The sequence below is a fragment of the Bradyrhizobium sp. 45 genome, from assembly GCF_023073155.1.
Classification (GTDB): Bacteria; Pseudomonadota; Alphaproteobacteria; order Rhizobiales; family Xanthobacteraceae; genus Bradyrhizobium; species Bradyrhizobium canariense_D.
The window spans coordinates 18,476-34,780 of record NZ_JADPIX010000057.1 but is presented as its reverse complement, the minus strand read 5'-3'; the positions used below and the strand labels follow the sequence as shown (position 1 = coordinate 34,780).

Sequence of the window (16,305 nt, the reverse complement as noted above, 5' to 3'; positions counted from 1 at the left end):
GTGTGACGAGGGTGCTGAGAATTGGGCATTGCTGGCGTCGCTCATTGAGACCTGTAAGCTCAACGGCGTCAGCGCCGAGTATTGGCTTGCCGACGTTCTGGCAAAGCTCGTCAATGGCTGGCCGGCGGCACGGCTGGACGAACTGCTTCCCTGGGCATCCACCTATACGATGCATGCACAAGATCCGAGGCTTGCGGCATGAGCCTCAGCACGACCGCGGTCCGGATCAAGGTGACCCTCGAGGACGTGAAACCGGAGGTGATGCGATGCCTTGTCGTGCCGCTCACGCTGCGCCTTGATCGGCTGCATCTGACGCTTCAGGCGGCGTTTGGCTGGACGAATAGCCATCTCTTCGAGTTTTTGGCTGGCGAAGGACGTTGGGGTATCCCTGATCCCGATGGAGATTTTGGCCCTCAGCCCATCGATGCTCGCAAGACGCGGCTCTCCAATATCGTTCACGAGACCGGCGCGAAGACGATCCATTATCTCTACGACTTCGGCGACAGCTGGGATCACGTGATCAAGCTCGAAAAGTGGTTCGACAACACGACAACGGAGGGACTTCCCCTCTTGCTCGAGGCCGCCGGCCGTTGTCCTCCGGAAGATGTCGGCGGTGCGTCAGGCTATACCGAATACCTCGACGCCATCCGCGACCCCACCCATCCGGAGCACGAACAAATGCGCCTCTGGGGCCCTGAGCAGTTTGATCCCAACGTCGTCGACCGGAAGGCGCTCGAGGCCGCCGTCAACGCATTGTCGGAAATATGGAAGCCGCGCCGGCGCACCACGCGTTCAAAATAGACGTCAAGCACCAATCAAATGGGCCTCAGAGCGACGCTTACACCTGAAAGATCATCGCGGCTCATTCAAAACGCCGTCGCCGCGTCGAGTTTCTCGACTTCATGAACAGCGTCACCGCGGCCTTTCCGGGCCGAAAGCTTCACGTCAGCCTCGACAATCTCGACACCCACAAGAAAAATGAGCACTGGCTCAAGGCCCACCCCAACGTGCGATTTCATTTCACGCCGACAAGCGCGTCCTGGCTCAATCAGGTCGAGGTCTGGTTCTCGATCTTGCAGGGGCAGTCACTAAGCGGCACCTCCTTCACAAGCCTCAAGCAGCTTCAGGAACACATCGATGCCTACGCAACGCTTAGAATGACAAAGCTGAGCCGTTTGTCAGGACCAAGAAAAAAGTCCGTCAACGCAGTTCTTGCTCATGTTCTTGCTCGGTAGCGGTTTGATGTTCGACCACAAGAACGGGGTCACTTCCGTTCCCTCCGCCGCGCAAGACACTCATCCGACCTGTCAAGATCTTTGCTTCCCCGACGTATGCAAATGGCATTCTAGTTTCATTCGATAAGTTGACGCAGACAGAAAGCCCGGGAGGCGGGGTGAGGGCGCGCTCGCGCAAATCTAGCTTTGCAAAACATACGTAGATGGAGAAATGAGCGGCAAATGCGTGCATTGTGCGATGCCTCGACCGGGCCGTCCGGAATGGCGATGCAGATGTCAATTCAATCAAAGCGCTGCCTTGTCAGCGTTCCTAACCGGGCCCGATACGTGCATGATACCAGCTTAGAAACGTTGGGGAGACAGGAAATGGGACTTCTCGGTGGTTTACGTGCATACTATACCGAATTCGGATTTGGCGCTGTGGCGAGCGTTGCGAGGTTTCGCCTGACAGGGCATCCGAAGCGCGTTCGCGTGCAAACGAATAGCGTTGCGCTTGGCCGGGACCAAAGGCCCGCGATGCTGCCCTACTGCTCAAATTCGTTCGCTCGGCCTTGGTTCGGGGCTAAGCTGGTCCTGATGTTCGCCCCACTGGTGATCATTCTCGCCACCGCGGCTACGCCGTTGCCGAAGGACGCTCCATGCCTGCCGCGTCATTCGTCCTCGGCCTCGCATTGCGTGCCGTCAAACGACGCCAAGATCGCCATTCCGAAAATCGGGCGATGTCAGATCGGGTATACGTCGTCGGGCCACTACTGCACGGACCAGACGGTCACGGCAGCTGGTATAGCTGCCATCCAGGGCACGGGCAGCATCGCTTTGACCGTCGGGGCAGCGAACCGCAATGGCAGCGCGACCGGCGCAGCAACCGTCAACTATGCTGCGCAAAGCACGTCTGTTGGCGCCATCCCACTCACCTTCAATGATCCGATGTTCACAGGGCTGACGGAACGGACCAGCCAGCTTTGGCTGAGCAAGGGGCAGAACCTTTCGCGTACCTCCATTAAGGAGCATGTATCTGAACCGGCGAGCATTGGGATGAGCGGCGACAACATTGTTGACTATTGCCGCGTCGATTCGCGGGAAGGTTTTCGCGTTGGTGGTTCTGGTACATTCACCATCAGCAATTGCTACATCGAGACACAGGGCATATCCGGGGATCATGCCGATGGCTTGCAAGCCTATTCGCCGGGAAATCGCGGCACTCTGAAAATAAGAAACACGACATTCCATGGCCACAATCATGATGCGACCGCTGGTATCTTCATCGCAGATAACTGGACCGGTACGATCGATTTGCAGGATGTGGTTTTCATCGGTGGTCCCTTTGGCCTGCGCGTACATCCCGACGTTGGCGGCGATAACCAGGTTTACCTGAAGAACGTGTACTTCGTCGGTCCATTCCAATTCGGCGCGCTACTGCTGAGTGATGCTGGCGGACATGTGAACCACATCAAGCTCTGGGACAATGTGCGGAACGCCACGATCGTCAATGGCGTGCTTGTACCGGGATCGTTGATCGCCTCTCCGAAGCCGGTTGGACGGTAACGACCGAGGTTGACCTGCTGCCCAAAAGCCGGCCCCGATCCTTCAGGTGGAAATAATAACCGGTGGAGCGCCTCAACAGATTTGTCTGACGGCAGATAATCCTCGACGGTATGCGTCCGCCAAAGCCGCCTCCCGAAAGAAGCGCGGCATTGAGAATTGTCCTGTGGAAAATGATAGGCGCAGTGCCCAAGTAGAACGGCTGAAGTAGTGGAGATGGGTCGGCGGCGACGTTGGTCTGAATTGCGCCCCGAGCTGACGGGTGCGCCGCGCAACAAGTGGGCTACGTGCCGGCGATGTGATGCCAGAATTGAGGGGGACGCCTGGTCAGTAGTCGGGCCGATCAGCAGCGGGGGGATCGAAACTCGAGTTTGCGGCCGGGGTTCGGATGCGGATCATGGGCGCGGTTGACACCGCAACGCTGGAGACCTGCGGTCGCGGTGATATGCATTCACTCGACCTCGCCGGCCGCAGGGCCGCAAGAGTTGCATTCGTGGTTTTGCTGGACGGCCCAAAAGGCAAGACAGGTCGGCCGGATGTGGTGCCCGGCGCGCAAGAGCTCGGTTGATCGGGGCGCCGATCCCGCCCAGGTCCCAACGCACGCAAAAGATTGTTGCCCTGCCGGCGGCGGCGTTCGGCGAGGTGATTACCGGCAATTTTCGCTTGGTTCATCGATTATGCTTCTGGCGATGAGATTGTCGTCGCAATATTTTAATTTGTTTGTCGAGCGGCAGATTGTCGATTCAAATGGCGAAGACGCTCTTGTCAACTCAATCATCTCGCGACTGGAGGGCTCGGGCGGTCGAGTATTCCTAGGTATAGGTTGATGTTAATGGCTTAGCTCCTGAACGCCGAGCTAATACTTGAGTTAATTAAGGAATCTCGGACGTATTGAATTCGTGGGTGGTGAGATTTTGGCTCGGTTACCTGGGAATTACCTTGGGTGGGCCCTCGTGTCGTCCCAAAAAAGCCTCCACCCATCGACCAAGACGAACCCCACGGCGCTGCATTAGCAGAGTCGCACAGCATCGCCGCTCGGGGGTTAAATTGGGCGCGTGCCAGGGACAAACCAATCAAAGCGATCAGGAGAAAACTAAATGGCAACCATTCCGATGAGCTGGAATGACCCGATGTTTAGCGGGGTTACTACTTCTAATTCGGTCTCCGTTCCAAATGGCGGGACGGTTTCGAATAAGAGTATTACCGACACCGGCAACACTGCGTCGGTCGTCGGCACTGGCTCGTTCAGCATGGACGATGTCCGTATCAATTCGGAAGAAGGGGTCCGCATCGGCGGCAGCGGCACTGTAAACATCAACAATTCGTACATTGAAACGACGGGCATAGGGTCCGATCATGCCGATGGTATTCAGGCCTATGCTCCCGGCGGCACCGGCGATGTGACCATCACAAACTCCGCAATCGTGTCCCACAACACTGCCGCAACGGCCGGGATGTTCGTTGCAGACAATTATAGTGGGACGTTCACTTTCGATAATGTGATGTTCGAAGGTGGTCCGTATGGTCTGCGCTTTGCCTCGGATGGGCCAGGCGATATTAACGTCGCCATGAAAGACGTGTATTTTGTCGGGCCATTTGAGTACGGTCCGCTTCTATTTCAGCAAACCGGTGCGAAAATACACATCACAGAGTGGGATAATGTACGCTACGCGACGATCGTGAATGGTCAACTCGTCCCGGGTGATCTCATCGCGCCCCCTTTACCGGTCGAAGGGTCGACTGCGCCTACCGCACCGACGACGCCGACCGCACCGGGTGCGCCGACTATCGCGTCATTCTCGACCGATAGCGGCACCGCAGGCGACAAGATCACCAACGACAATACCATCGAGCTCAAGGGTACGGCTGCTGCCGGCAGCACGGTCAAGGTCTACGACGGTACAACCCAAATCGGCTCGACGACTGCGGATTCAAGCGGCAATTGGGACTACATCACAAAGGTCCTGACTGACGCCAAGCATACGTTAGCCGCAACTGCGACCAACTCGTCGGGACAGACCAGCGCTTCATCGTCTGCGCTGGCAGTCACTGTCGACACCAAAGCGCCGACCGTGCCGACAATTGTCAGCCATACGGTGAACAGCGCCAATCAGGCGGTGATGTCGGGCAATGCCGAAGCGAGCAGCGTCGTAAAGGTGTTCGACGGCACGACCCAGATCGGGACCGCGACGACCAACAGCAGCGGCGTGTGGGCCTATACCACCGCCGCCCTTGCGGCCGGTTCGCACAGCCTCTCCGCGAAGGCAATGGACGTGGCGGGTAATACCGGTGTGGCGTCCACAGTGTTTACGGCCAGCACCGGTACCGCGACATCCCCCAGCACACCGACGTCCCCCACCACGCCGACGTCGCCAGCTGCTGGCACGGTGATCGAGTCGGCCGGTGCAACACGTCTCGTGGAGAGTGGTGACAAATACTACCTCAACACGAGCACCGGGACGGGTCCGACCCTGAAGTCTCATGGCGTCGATTTTGTCGACGGGTCAGATGGCACCTGGGCGCCGATTGGTGCGGAGAAGACGGCCACGGGCTATGAGGTTGTCTGGAAAGAGTCGAGCACCGGTCAGTACACGGCGTGGAACACCGACAGCAACGGTAACTACGTCTCCCATGTCAGCAGCCTGACCGGCTCCACGTCGGGCGGCTCGGTGTCGGGTACGAACTCGGGCCTTAAGTCGCTCGAGACGACCTTCCACCAGGATCTGAACGGTGACGGGCAGATCGGTGCCAGCAGTTCGACCACACCAACCACGCCGACGTCGCCAACGCCAACCACTGGGGCGGTCATCGAGTCGGCTGGTGCAACACGTCTCGTTGAGAGTAGCGACAAATACTACCTCAACAGCAGCACCGGGACGGGCCCGTCGCTGAAGTCTCACGGCGTGGATTTTGTCGAGGGGGCAGATGGCACCTGGGCACCGATTGGTGCGGAGAAGACGGCTACGGGCTATCAGGTCGTCTGGAAAGAGGCGAGCACGGGTCAGTACACGGCGTGGAACACCGATAGCAACGGCAACTACGTCTCCCATGTCAGCAGCCTGACCGGCTCCACGTCCGACGGCTCCGTGTCGGGTACGAACTCTGGGCTCAAATCGCTCGAGACCAGCTTTCACCAGGATCTCAATGGTGACGGGCAAATCGGTGCTTCCAGCGCAACTACGTCGTCCACGAGCACCAGTCAGGTCGTTGCTACTTCGAGCTCGACAGGCAGCAACATACAGACCAGCACTTCAGGCAATGACGTCTTCGTTGGCACCAGCAAGGCCGACACTTTCGTGTTTGGCGCGAATTTCGGCAACGACGTCATCAAGGGCTTCGTTGCCGGCGGAGCTGCCCACGACACGGTCGAGTTCAGTAAGTCCGTGTTCGACAGTTTCGCGAGTGTTCTCTCCCACGCGGCACAGTCGAGCGGCGACGTCGTGATCGCGACGGGGAGCGACACGCTCACGCTGAAAAACACCAAGCTGGATGCGTTGGCCAGTCACGACTTCCACTTCGCGTAGGGACGGCGTAACCACAAAGAGTAGTACTCAACAACGGCCTCGGGGGATCTCTTGGGGGATCCTCCGACAAGGCATTCAAGGGCGGCTGCCATGATGGACTTTAGACGGTGGGGGGTGATCCCCCCACCTGCGAATCTTTTTCGCATTCGACTTCTGCACATATCGAGACTATGGGCTGGCGGAGCACAGTCGGCGGATGCCGCCGAACCGCGGACGCCGCGACTGATTGGCTGGGCAAGGCGCTGGGTTGACGCCCTGCGGCAGCGGATCTTCGTCGCTCGCCTTCGACCGGCGGAGAACTATGAGGAGCCACAGTCAGAGATGTCGGCATTCCTGCGGTCTTGCCGCAGGATATTCTGGGCGCTCGCGGCTTTCAGCGGGATGAGCAATCTCCTCATGCTCACCGGCTCGTTCTTCATGCTGCAAGTCTATGACCGGGTGCTGCCCGGGCGCAGCATACCGACGCTGATCGCCTTGATGGTTCTGGCCACGGTTCTTTACCTGTTCCAGGGTGGGCTCGACCTCGTCAGGAGCAGGATCAGCGCCCGGGTCGGCCGATATTTCGATGAAAAGCTCAGCTTTCGCATATTCGACGCACTTGTTCGCCTGCCTTTGAAGACCAGAGCCGACGGCGACGGCTTGCAGCCGGTGCGGGACCTTGATCAGGTCCGCAGCTTCCTGTCGAGCGGAGGGCCGACGGCGCTCTTCGATCTGCCCTGGATGCCGATCTACCTCGGCGTCTGCTTTCTCTTTCACTTCTGGATTGGCGTCACTGCGCTGGCCGGCGCGCTGGTGCTGGTCGGCATTACGATGCTCACGGAAACGCGCACCCGAGGGCCGGCAAAGGCGACCTCGCGTCTCGCCGTCTCGCGAACCGCACTGGCGCTCGAGGGGCGGCGAAATGCTGAAGTCCTGCAGGCCATGGGCATGCGGCAACAGGCGACCTTACGCTGGCAGGATGTCAACGTGAAGTACCTCGCGGCCCATGAGCGGGCCAGCGATGTCGCAAACGGACTCGGTGGCGCATCCAAGATTTTCCGGGCGATCTTGCAATCGCTGGTTCTTGCCGTTGGCGCCGTCCTCGTTATCAACCAGGAATCGACGGCCGGCATCATCATTGCCGGATCGATCCTCACCGCGCGGGCCCTTGCGCCCGTTGAACTGGCCATTGCGAACTGGAAAGGGTTCGTCGCCGCGCGGCAATCGGGGCAACGAGTCGATCGCCTGCTGAAGCTTCTGCCTGAGGAGGCGGAGCGGTTGGCATTGCCTCCGCCTGTTGAAACCCTCACCGTCGAGCAGCTCTATATTGGAGCCCCAAATTCGGAGAGGCCCACCGTCAGTGAAGTGTCGTTCCAACTGCGGAGCGGGCAGGCGGTTGGAATCATTGGTCCGAGCGGATCCGGCAAATCGACGTTGGCACGTGCGCTGGTCGGGGTCTGGCCGTCCATTCGAGGCAGGATCCGGCTCGACAAGGCCGCGCTCGATCACTGGTCTTCGGACGCCCTCGGCAAGCACATCGGTTATCTGCCTCAGGACGTCGAATTGTTCGATGGCAGTATTGCGATGAACATTGCACGTTTCGACCCGCAGGCAACGGCCGCCGCAGTTCTGGAAGCCTCGCATGCCGCGGGCGCGCACGACCTCATCCTCTCCCTTTCGGACGGCTACAGCACGAAGATCGGCGAGGGAGGGTTAGCGCTGTCGGCGGGGCAGCGGCAGCGTATCGGGCTTGCGCGAGCCTTTTACGGCAAGCCATTCCTGGTCGTGCTTGATGAGCCCTCTTCCAATCTTGACGCCGAGGGCGAGGAAGCCTTAACCGAGGCGATCCTGAACGTACGCCGCCGTGGTGGGATTGTTGCGGTTATCGCGCATCGTCCGAAGGCGCTGGAGGGCGTGGACCATGTCCTGTGCCTCGGGGAAGGCAGAGTTCAGTCCTTCGGCAAGAGAGAGGAGGTTCTCAACAGAGTGTTGCGAAATCCCGTAGCGCTCAAGGTCGTCGCGGAAGCTCAAGGAGGCAGCCGATGAACGGCCAGGTGGCTCCTGCAATGCAATCCATCCAGCGTTACATGATCGTCGGTATGATCATGTTCGGTCTGGTCACCTTCGGGATCGGCGGTTGGGCGACAACGACCCAATTGTCGGGCGCGGTGATCGCCCAAGGCGTGGTCGTGGTGGATTCAAGCGTCAAGAAAGTTCAGCATTCCACCGGTGGGATCGTGGGAGAGCTGCGCGTGCGGCAGGGCGACCGGGTCAATGCAGGGGATATTTTGATCCGCCTCGACGAGACCCAGACACTCGCGAATGCGACGATCGTCACCAACAGCCTCGATGAGCTGTTCGCGCGGCAGGCTCGTCTCGAGACTGAGCGCGACGGTGCCGAGCAGGTCATGTTCCCCAAGGTGCTGCTCGACCGGGCCAAGGAGAGCAACTCCGAGGCGAGCCGTGCAATCATCGCGGAGCGAAAGCTGTTCGACCTGCGTCGTCAGGCGAGGAGCGGCCAAAAAGCGCAGTTGCAGGAGAAGAGCGCGCAGCTGGAAAACGAGATCAAGGGCCTTACGGGGCAAACCGAGGCCAAGCAGAAGGAAGTCGAATTTATCCGGCAGGAGCTGGAGGGCGTGCGCAGTCTCTGGCAAAAAAATCTGGTGCCGATCACGCGGCTTAATTCCCTGGAGCGCGATTCCGCGCGCCTCGAAGGCGAGCGCAGCCAGTTGGCAGGAATGATCGCTCAGTCGAGGGGCAAGATCGCCGAAATCGGACTCCAGATCATTCAGATCGACCAGGACCTGCGGACGGAAGTCGGCAAGGATCTGATCGAAACGCGCTCGAAACTCTCCGAGCTGGGCGAACGCAAAACTGCGGCGGTCGACCAACTGAACCGGGTCGATATCAGGGCACCGCAATCCGGCCGCGTCCACGAGCTGAGCGTCCACACGGTTGGAGGTGTGATCTCTCCCGGCGAGCAGATCATGCTGATCGTGCCTGATGCGGATTCGCTTGCGGTTGAGGTCAAGATCGCACCGCGCGATATCGACCAGGTCTATGTGGGGCAGACCGCGACAATGCGCTTCGCGGCGTTCAACCAGAAGACTACGCCCGAAATCGACGCAGAGGTCAGCATGGTCTCGGCAGACATCACCCAGGATCAACGTGCCGGAACCAGTTACTACACGGGTCGCGTTCTGCTGAAGCCGGAAGAGCTCGCGAAACTCGGGTCGGCCAAGCTGTTGCCCGGCATGCCAGTCGAGGTCTTCATCAAGACGCCGGGTCGAACCGCGCTATCCTACCTTCTCAAGCCGCTGCAGGATCAGGCGGAGCGAGCATTCAAGGAGCGTTGATCTTGCAGATTGGCTGGCAGCACAGGGCGGAGCATGCGAAAAGCGCGCTCCGGTCGGATGAACGTCGCGCGCTGTAGCCTGCAGCCGATTGGTCGCCCACGAGCTTAGACCAAGGCGACGAGTAGGTGGGAGCGGGATGTCCGAGCACTTCCTCGGTTTGCAAGGTAAGTTCTCCTGACTCTAACCGGTGAACGCGCTTGCCGCACACCAGTTATACCAACGGCCCGCGGACGATCTGACAGGTTCGTATAATCCTGTCCGACAAAGGTCCATCTGCTGCTTCGAACGAGAGGGAGGACTGCGCAAAGGCGGCAGCGCACGCTTAAAATTGTGTATTTATATCTCAGGCGCGCATGGGCGAACAAAATTCAAATTTTGATCGCATTTTAAATCTTGATAATATTTAATTAGTGGGGTTAAATGTTTTCTCGCGATATTGGCGACGGCACCAGTTTCGGTGGTCTGGGCGAAAACGACAAAGATTTCAAGGCGATCGATGAAGGCAGTGATATTGGCCGGCGGTCTCGGAACGCGCTTTGCAGAAGAGACCGACATCCGCCCCAAACCCATGATCGAGATCGGCGGCAAGCCGATCCTGTGGCACATTATGAAGATCTACAGTAGTCACGGCATCAATGATTTCATCATTTGTCTTGGCCACAAGGGGTACGTAATCAAGGAATATTTCTCCAATTACTTCCTGCATCAGTCGAACGTTACCTTCGACATGCGGGAACACAGTATGCGAGTTTTGGAAAACCACTCCGAGCCCTGGAAGGTCACTCTGATCGACACAGGTGAGGAAACGATGATCGGGGGCCGCATTAAGAGGATTCTGCCCTTTCTCGCAAAAGACGAGGCTTTCTGCGTCACCTATGGCGATGGTGTATCGGACATCAACATAACCGAGAGTATCACATTCCATCGTCGTGAAGGACGCCTTGCAACCGTGACGGCAACCCAGCCTCCCGGACGCTTTGGTGCGATCAATTACGATGGCACCCGAGTAACCGGCTTTCAGGAAAAGCCGCGCGGTGACGGCGGCTGGATTAATGGCGGTTTTTTTGTTCTATCGCCCAAGATCGGAAATTATGTCGAGGGAGATGCAACGATCTGGGAAAGGGAGCCGATGATTAACTTGGCAAAGGATGGCCAAATGAGTGTTTTCTTTCACGACGGGTTCTGGCATCCGATGGATACGTTGCGCGACAAGCGGTACTTGGAAGACCTCTGGTTGAGCAACAAAGCTCCCTGGAAGAAATGGTAACGGGCGTTCAAAGCGGATCCTCATTACCGTTGTGGCGGGCTATGTCGGCCGAACTCTCGTTCCGCTTTCCGCGACAAGCTTCCCGATTCCAAACTGGTTTGCTCCGACACACTCTACCTTGCGCACAATCTCGCCGAGAGCCAAAAGATCGCAGGAATCGCTCGATTAGCATGAATGCATTTTGGACGTATCCTCGACCGTCTCGACGGCGGCGACGCAGTGGTACATCTCGCCGCGATTACAATGCCCGGATGGGAAAAAAATAATGAGGCAGTCACCGAGGCTATCAGTGGTGAGGCGGTGCCTCGCACTGGCAAACAAGGCCCAGAACCCAAGGATCTGCCGATGAAATTCCACCAGACGCCGCTTCTTGGCGCATATACGATCGAACTAGAAAAGCGAGGCGATGATCGAGGCTTTTTTTCGCGCTTATACTGCCAACGGCAATTCGAAACAGCTGGAATTCCCACTCCGATCGTCCAAATCAACAACTCGCTTACTGCCAAGGCGGGCACATTGCGCGGTATGCACTACCAGTTGCCGCCAGCAGCCGAAATCAAGGTCGTGCGTTGCATCCGTGGCACGCTATATGACGTTATTATTGATCTCCGCCCGGATTCTCCAACCTATGCTCAGTGGTTCGGGGCGGAATTATCAGGCGAGAACCGGTTGATGATGTATGTTCCGCGCGGTTTTGCGCACGGCTTCCTTACGTTGACCGACGACACGGAGGCGTTCTATCTCGTCAACGCCTTCTACACTCCCGAAGCAGAGCGCGGGATACGCTTCAATGATCCACGTTTCGACGTGAGGTGGCCTCGCGTTCCCGTGGAAGTCTCGGAAAAAGATCGTAACTGGCCCGAGTTCAATCCCGCTTTTCACGGGATTGAACTGCTCCGAGGCTTATGAAGATTCCTCTTACTGGAGCAAGCTCGTTCATTGGCCTGTGGTTTGTCCGCAGTCTCGCAGCTCTGGTCACAATGCGATGGCTCCATCGAAGCGGCGCGTAAGTCACCGGCGTATATGTGTGAGAATGACGCGAATGAGCCGGACTTTACTCTCGCGCTGTTGATTTGAGGATTGCTATGAAAATTCTTTTGACCGGAGCCACATCGTTTACTGGTTTATGGTTCGCGCGAGAGCTAGCTGGGGCGGGTCACCAAGTAGTAGCGACCGTGCGAAGCGGTTCTTACGAAGGGATTCGCGGCGAGCGTTTTAAGGAACTCGCCAAAGTTTCTTCGATACAGCCGAATGTCTCATTTGGCTCAGAAAGTTTTTTGGAAATTTTAGAATCGGGTAAGTTTGAGCTCATTTGCCATCATGCCGCGGAAATGAAGGATTATCGAAGTCCCGATTTCGATCACATGGCGGCAACTGCGAGCAATACCAATAACCTAAGACGCGTATTGGATATTTTCCAAGGCGGCGGTGGTCAGGGCCTTGTTCTTACTGGGTCTGTCTTCGAATCCAATGAAGGTTTGGGAGATTCCGGAGCTTTCAATCCTTACGGGCTCTCGAAGACGATGACCTACGAGATCTTTCTCTATTTTTGTGAACAAAGGAAGTTGAAGCTCGGCAAGTTCGTGATTACCAATCCATTCGGTCCTTACGAAGAAGAACGCTTTACGCACTATCTCATTAAAACATGGGCGAGTGGCCAGACTCCGCACGTAAGAACGCCGGAATACTTGCGCGACAACGCGCACGTTTCGCTGCTTTCCCGTTGTTATCGCAAGTTCATCGAGGCACTTCCTTCACAAAGTCAAATTCTCACCAAATTGAATCCCAGCGGTTACGTATGCAGGCAGGGGGAGTTCGCGCAAAAATACGCGAAGGAGTTTTCGAAGCGTGCGGGGAGAGAGCTTCAAGTCATTCTCGATCACCAAACGGACTTTAGCGAGCCTATACGAAGGTACAACGCAGATTCGGCGGTCGGGTATGTCGGTAATTGGGAGGAATCGAAAGCCTGGGACGAATGTTTTGAATATTACCGTGAGACATTGAAGTAAGTTCGGTGTCGTGATCCCAACGTAGAATCGCTCCGACATGCTGAAGAAAGGCTTGGGGCACTGGCTACTTCAGCTAAACCCTTCGGCCGATCGAAAAGTACGTGGAGCTTGGGAAATCCTTTGGGGAAAGAAGCCGTCGCGTATCGAACACGACTTTGCCGGCAACCTTGAGGCCAGGAAGAGCTTTGTATTCTGCCCACCGCGTAGCCACCACGATTGCGTCCGCGTTCGCAATTTCCGCTCTCCAATTCTTGGTGAATCGGATTGCAGAGGTTTGAACGCCCGAGAACTTGATGAAGTTTTCCGTCGCAATTGGATCGTGCGCAACAAGATTGGTCTTTTGTGCAAGCAATTCTTCCGAAATGCGGATCGAGGCCGATTCACGAACATCGTCGGTTTCCGGCTTGAACGCAAGTCCCAGTAGCAGGATGTTCTTGCTCTCTAGATTTCCAAAGTGAGCTCCAAGGATTTTTGTCACCTGTTCGGGCTGTTTCGCATTCACACTCAAGACGCCTTCCAATATTTCCATTGGAAGGCCATTGTTTTGTCCCTGTGTGCGGATCGCCTGAACGTCCTTCGGGAAACAACTGCCGCCAAAGCCGGGCCCAGGCACCAAATAAGTCAAAATTTCGGGATCTATGCGAGATCCATCGGATCCAATTGGATTCCATCGCTTGTCGAGAGTGACGCCTCTAAAAACATCCATAAAATCGATCCCACCTAGCTTGGCCGCAAGATTCGCCAGTTCGTTCGCGGCTGAAACTTGGAGCGCGAGTAAGCAGTTGTTCGCGTACTTGATCATCTCCGCTGTCCGGGTGTTGACATACACCTTGTCGACGTTCCAGGGCTCGTAAATCTTCGAGAGAACCTCACGAGTTTGGGAGTCGTCGAACCCAAGAACAATGCGATCAGGGAAATTGAAGTCGGAGATGGCTTTTCCCTCGCGCAAAAATTCAGGATTCATTCCAAGTCCAAATTGCGAAACCTTTCTGCCAGACGCTTCCGTAATCGCTTCGCGAACGACAGTATCCGTCGTGGTCGGAAGAACTGTGCTTTTGATGATCACGCTTAAAAACTTGTTCGTCGACTTCAAGTACGCGCCGATTTGACGTATTGCCTGAACGAGATAGGTGAGGTCGAGTTTTCCATCGGTCGTCGGAGTTCCGACGGCCACGATCACGGCCTCGCAAAAATCCAAGGCCTCATTCAGATTAGAGGTCGCGCGGAATTTTCTTTCGTCGATAACGGTGCGAAGAAGTTCTGGAAGGCCCTCCTCATGAATGGGCGGAATCTTCCTATTGATCAAACTGACCTTCTCTTCACTCACGTCAACACAAACGACGTCGTGGCCTTTAGAGGCAAAACAAACGCCGCTCACCAACCCGACATAGCCTGTTCCGATTACTGACAGCTTCACGCTAGGTCTCCTTTCTCGTTCTCGTGCAGGAGAAACTGAACGAATCTCTCGACTCCGGTCTTTACGTTGATTTCGGGATTGTACCCTAGTTTCGTCCTTGCCTTTTCGATGATGGGGCATCGTCTATTCGGATTATGAGTCAGATATTCTTTGTCAGGGGATTGACCCAAAACTACCTTTCCCGTGTAGCCACGGAAGCGGGAGCCGGCCTCTTGATAGAGCGATGCAAGTTCTCGAATTGAAATCTCCGGCCTTTCAATGCCGATATTGAAGTAGTCGAACTCGCCGTAGGTGAGACACTTTAAGTACCCCGCGAGCGCATCAGCGACATAGCAGAATGTGCGCGTAGGCGAACCAGAGGAGAGAATTTCGATGTCTTTGTTTTCGATTACGCACTTTGCGAAATCCGCGGGAACGCGTCGATCATCGATTCTCATTCCCGGTCCGTAATTGTTGAATGGTCTTGCGACAGTGATCGGAATTCCATACTCCTTGGAAAACAGGCTGCACATGGTTTCGCCAAACCGCTTCGATTCGTCATAGCAGGCGCGCGGGCCAATGCAGGAAACATTGCCACGGTATTCTTCGGCCGTGGGAATGTTGGCCGCATCGGGGTCGCCGTAAATTTCGCTACTTGAGAAAAACAAAAAGCCCCGGGATTTCTTTGATGTATAAAAATCGAGTAACCGCCTTAGGCCCCAAATATTTGCATCTAAGGTTACGATAGGGAATCTTCGATAAAAAATCGGGGAAGCAATGGATGCGCCATGAATCACATGGGTCGCCTGAGCGCTTCCGTCAATGCTTGAGATATCGTCTTTAGAAACGTCGAACTGGTAAATGTCGACCAAGCCCGCATGGCGGGTGGCGAGTTCCGAAATCCATGTAGGCTTTGTAAGAAGAAATGTATCGAGCCCAATGATTTTACGAATCCCCAATGCTGAGGCGTGCTCGGAAAAAAACTGCATGAAACTAAAACCCAAAAAGCCCGCGCAGCCGGTGATGAGTATGGTGCCATCCCGGAAGGAATTTTTGTTCGACGGTGAAAGCTTGCTCAGTATGTAGTGAAGATCTTCTTCTAAAATTGGATTCATAGCGCTCTCTTGTGCAGCAGCCAGCCGGTACCGCCGGTCGGTGAAATCCGGCGAATGACAAATTCCTGTGCCAACATCAGATGCTCTCCGCGGGAGCATCGGCTTTGGCCGCCAACCGAGTTTCTTCATCCCGGGCGCCAAGACCGCCAGCAATGATAAAGACGAGCACCTCACTATTTCATTGGTTATAGCCCACAAGAAAATCAACATTCAAGGTTGTTTTTGCCCAGACCTGCTCGCTTGAAATGCCCGGGTTTTAAGTTACGGTTCTGTTCTGTCAGCGGACAGGCAGCGCGTAAAGGCAGGTTCACGGAAGAGCATATCAAAAGGTGCTGAAGGAGCGCTGATGCCGTGCTTCCGGCGCAGCTCGCTCGCCGACAGTCCGGCGGCGGGCGCGCTATGGGGGACGAAGATGTCCGACGCCCGCTACGCGCGCAATCAAGAAACGCTGAGCCTCCGCCGACGCGATGACGGCCCTTCGAGTGCATAAGCACTCGCGTTTGGCCCGGCGTAATCGCAAGTACCGGCTAGGGACCTGCCGCCGCAAAAAGCGCGTGGTACCCGAGGGCTGGGGTGACCGTGGCCACTAGGCGGACGAGAACGAGCCACTAGGTCGGACACGCTTCGCACCGTGGTCCGTAGGCCCGACGCGGGCCGAGCGACTGGAGACTTGATCGGGAGACCCTGGCGACGCCGCCCTTAAGTCCTCGCTTAAGTCCTCACAAACCGCCGCAAATCCCGTGCGCGTGCGCGACCAAAAGCGGCAGATGCCGGTTGCCGGCCGGAAGAAGCCTTGCCGTCTGGACATCTGGCACTTCCGCCGCCGGGTAGCCAGTAGAATTTAATCATTTGAATTAATTTAAGCTAAATATGGTAAATCGT

General features: G+C 56.4%; 12 protein-coding genes and 1 pseudogene. 11 read left to right on the top strand and 2 right to left on the bottom strand.

All coding sequences use genetic code 11. The features are described 5' to 3' along the window. The 11 genes and pseudogenes from IVB42_RS09955 to IVB42_RS09905 form a co-directional block, all read left to right on the top strand. Positions 1-202 (top strand): transposase domain-containing protein (locus tag IVB42_RS09955; protein ID WP_247384866.1); only part of this gene is annotated, 202 nt, incomplete at its 5' end. Beyond that, positions 199-801: a plasmid pRiA4b ORF-3 family protein gene (locus tag IVB42_RS09950; protein ID WP_247384563.1), complete on the top strand. Its 603-nt coding sequence runs from the start codon at positions 199-201 to the stop codon at positions 799-801. The genes IVB42_RS09955 and IVB42_RS09950, both read left to right, overlap by 4 nt. A gap of 47 nt (positions 802-848) precedes the next feature. Next, positions 849-1,153, top strand: a pseudogene (locus IVB42_RS09945) (transposase); the annotation flags it as partial. Between the two features lie 448 nt (positions 1,154-1,601). Beyond that, the gene (locus tag IVB42_RS09940; protein WP_247395020.1) at positions 1,602-2,780 is read left to right on the top strand and encodes a hypothetical protein; all 1,179 of its coding nucleotides are present in this window, start codon (positions 1,602-1,604) and stop codon (positions 2,778-2,780) included. Positions 2,781-3,174: 394 nt separating this feature from the next. Next, positions 3,175-3,345 carry a hypothetical protein gene (locus tag IVB42_RS09935; protein WP_247395023.1) on the top strand — a complete coding sequence of 57 codons (171 nt, stop codon included), beginning with the start codon at positions 3,175-3,177 and terminating at the stop codon, positions 3,343-3,345. 529 nt (positions 3,346-3,874) lie between these two features. After that, entirely contained in the window at positions 3,875-6,301 is a 2,427-nt protein-coding gene (locus IVB42_RS09930; RefSeq protein WP_247395026.1) for an Ig-like domain-containing protein, read from the top strand. A 321-nt stretch (positions 6,302-6,622) separates the two neighbouring features. Continuing rightward, on the top strand, positions 6,623-8,326 hold the full coding sequence (locus tag IVB42_RS09925) for a type I secretion system permease/ATPase (protein ID WP_247395029.1): 1,704 nt from the start codon (positions 6,623-6,625) through the stop codon (positions 8,324-8,326). Next, positions 8,323-9,636, top strand: a complete 1,314-nt coding sequence (locus tag IVB42_RS09920) for an HlyD family type I secretion periplasmic adaptor subunit (protein WP_085395820.1) — start codon at positions 8,323-8,325, stop codon at positions 9,634-9,636. The genes IVB42_RS09925 and IVB42_RS09920 overlap by 4 nt, the downstream gene beginning before the upstream one ends. 496 nt (positions 9,637-10,132) lie before the next feature. Next, the gene (rfbF, locus tag IVB42_RS09915; protein ID WP_085395821.1) at positions 10,133-10,903 is read left to right on the top strand and encodes a glucose-1-phosphate cytidylyltransferase; all 771 of its coding nucleotides are present in this window, start codon (positions 10,133-10,135) and stop codon (positions 10,901-10,903) included. A gap of 174 nt (positions 10,904-11,077) precedes the next feature. Further along, entirely contained in the window at positions 11,078-11,812 is a 735-nt protein-coding gene (gene rfbC / locus IVB42_RS09910; RefSeq protein ID WP_247395031.1) for a dTDP-4-dehydrorhamnose 3,5-epimerase, read from the top strand. Between the two features lie 176 nt (positions 11,813-11,988). Beyond that, on the top strand, positions 11,989-12,912 hold the full coding sequence (locus IVB42_RS09905; RefSeq protein ID WP_247395049.1) for an NAD(P)-dependent oxidoreductase: 924 nt from the start codon (positions 11,989-11,991) through the stop codon (positions 12,910-12,912). A gap of 73 nt (positions 12,913-12,985) precedes the next feature. Here IVB42_RS09905 and IVB42_RS09900 read toward each other — a convergent pair whose 3' ends face one another. Next, on the bottom strand, positions 12,986-14,329 hold the full coding sequence (locus IVB42_RS09900; RefSeq protein WP_247395051.1) for a UDP-glucose/GDP-mannose dehydrogenase family protein: 1,344 nt from the start codon (positions 14,327-14,329) through the stop codon (positions 12,986-12,988). Further along, positions 14,326-15,552 (bottom strand): NAD-dependent epimerase/dehydratase family protein, encoded by a 1,227-nt coding sequence (locus tag IVB42_RS09895; protein WP_247395069.1) that lies wholly within the window; start codon positions 15,550-15,552, stop codon positions 14,326-14,328. The genes IVB42_RS09900 and IVB42_RS09895 overlap by 4 nt, the downstream gene beginning before the upstream one ends. Positions 15,553-16,305 lie beyond the last annotated feature (753 nt).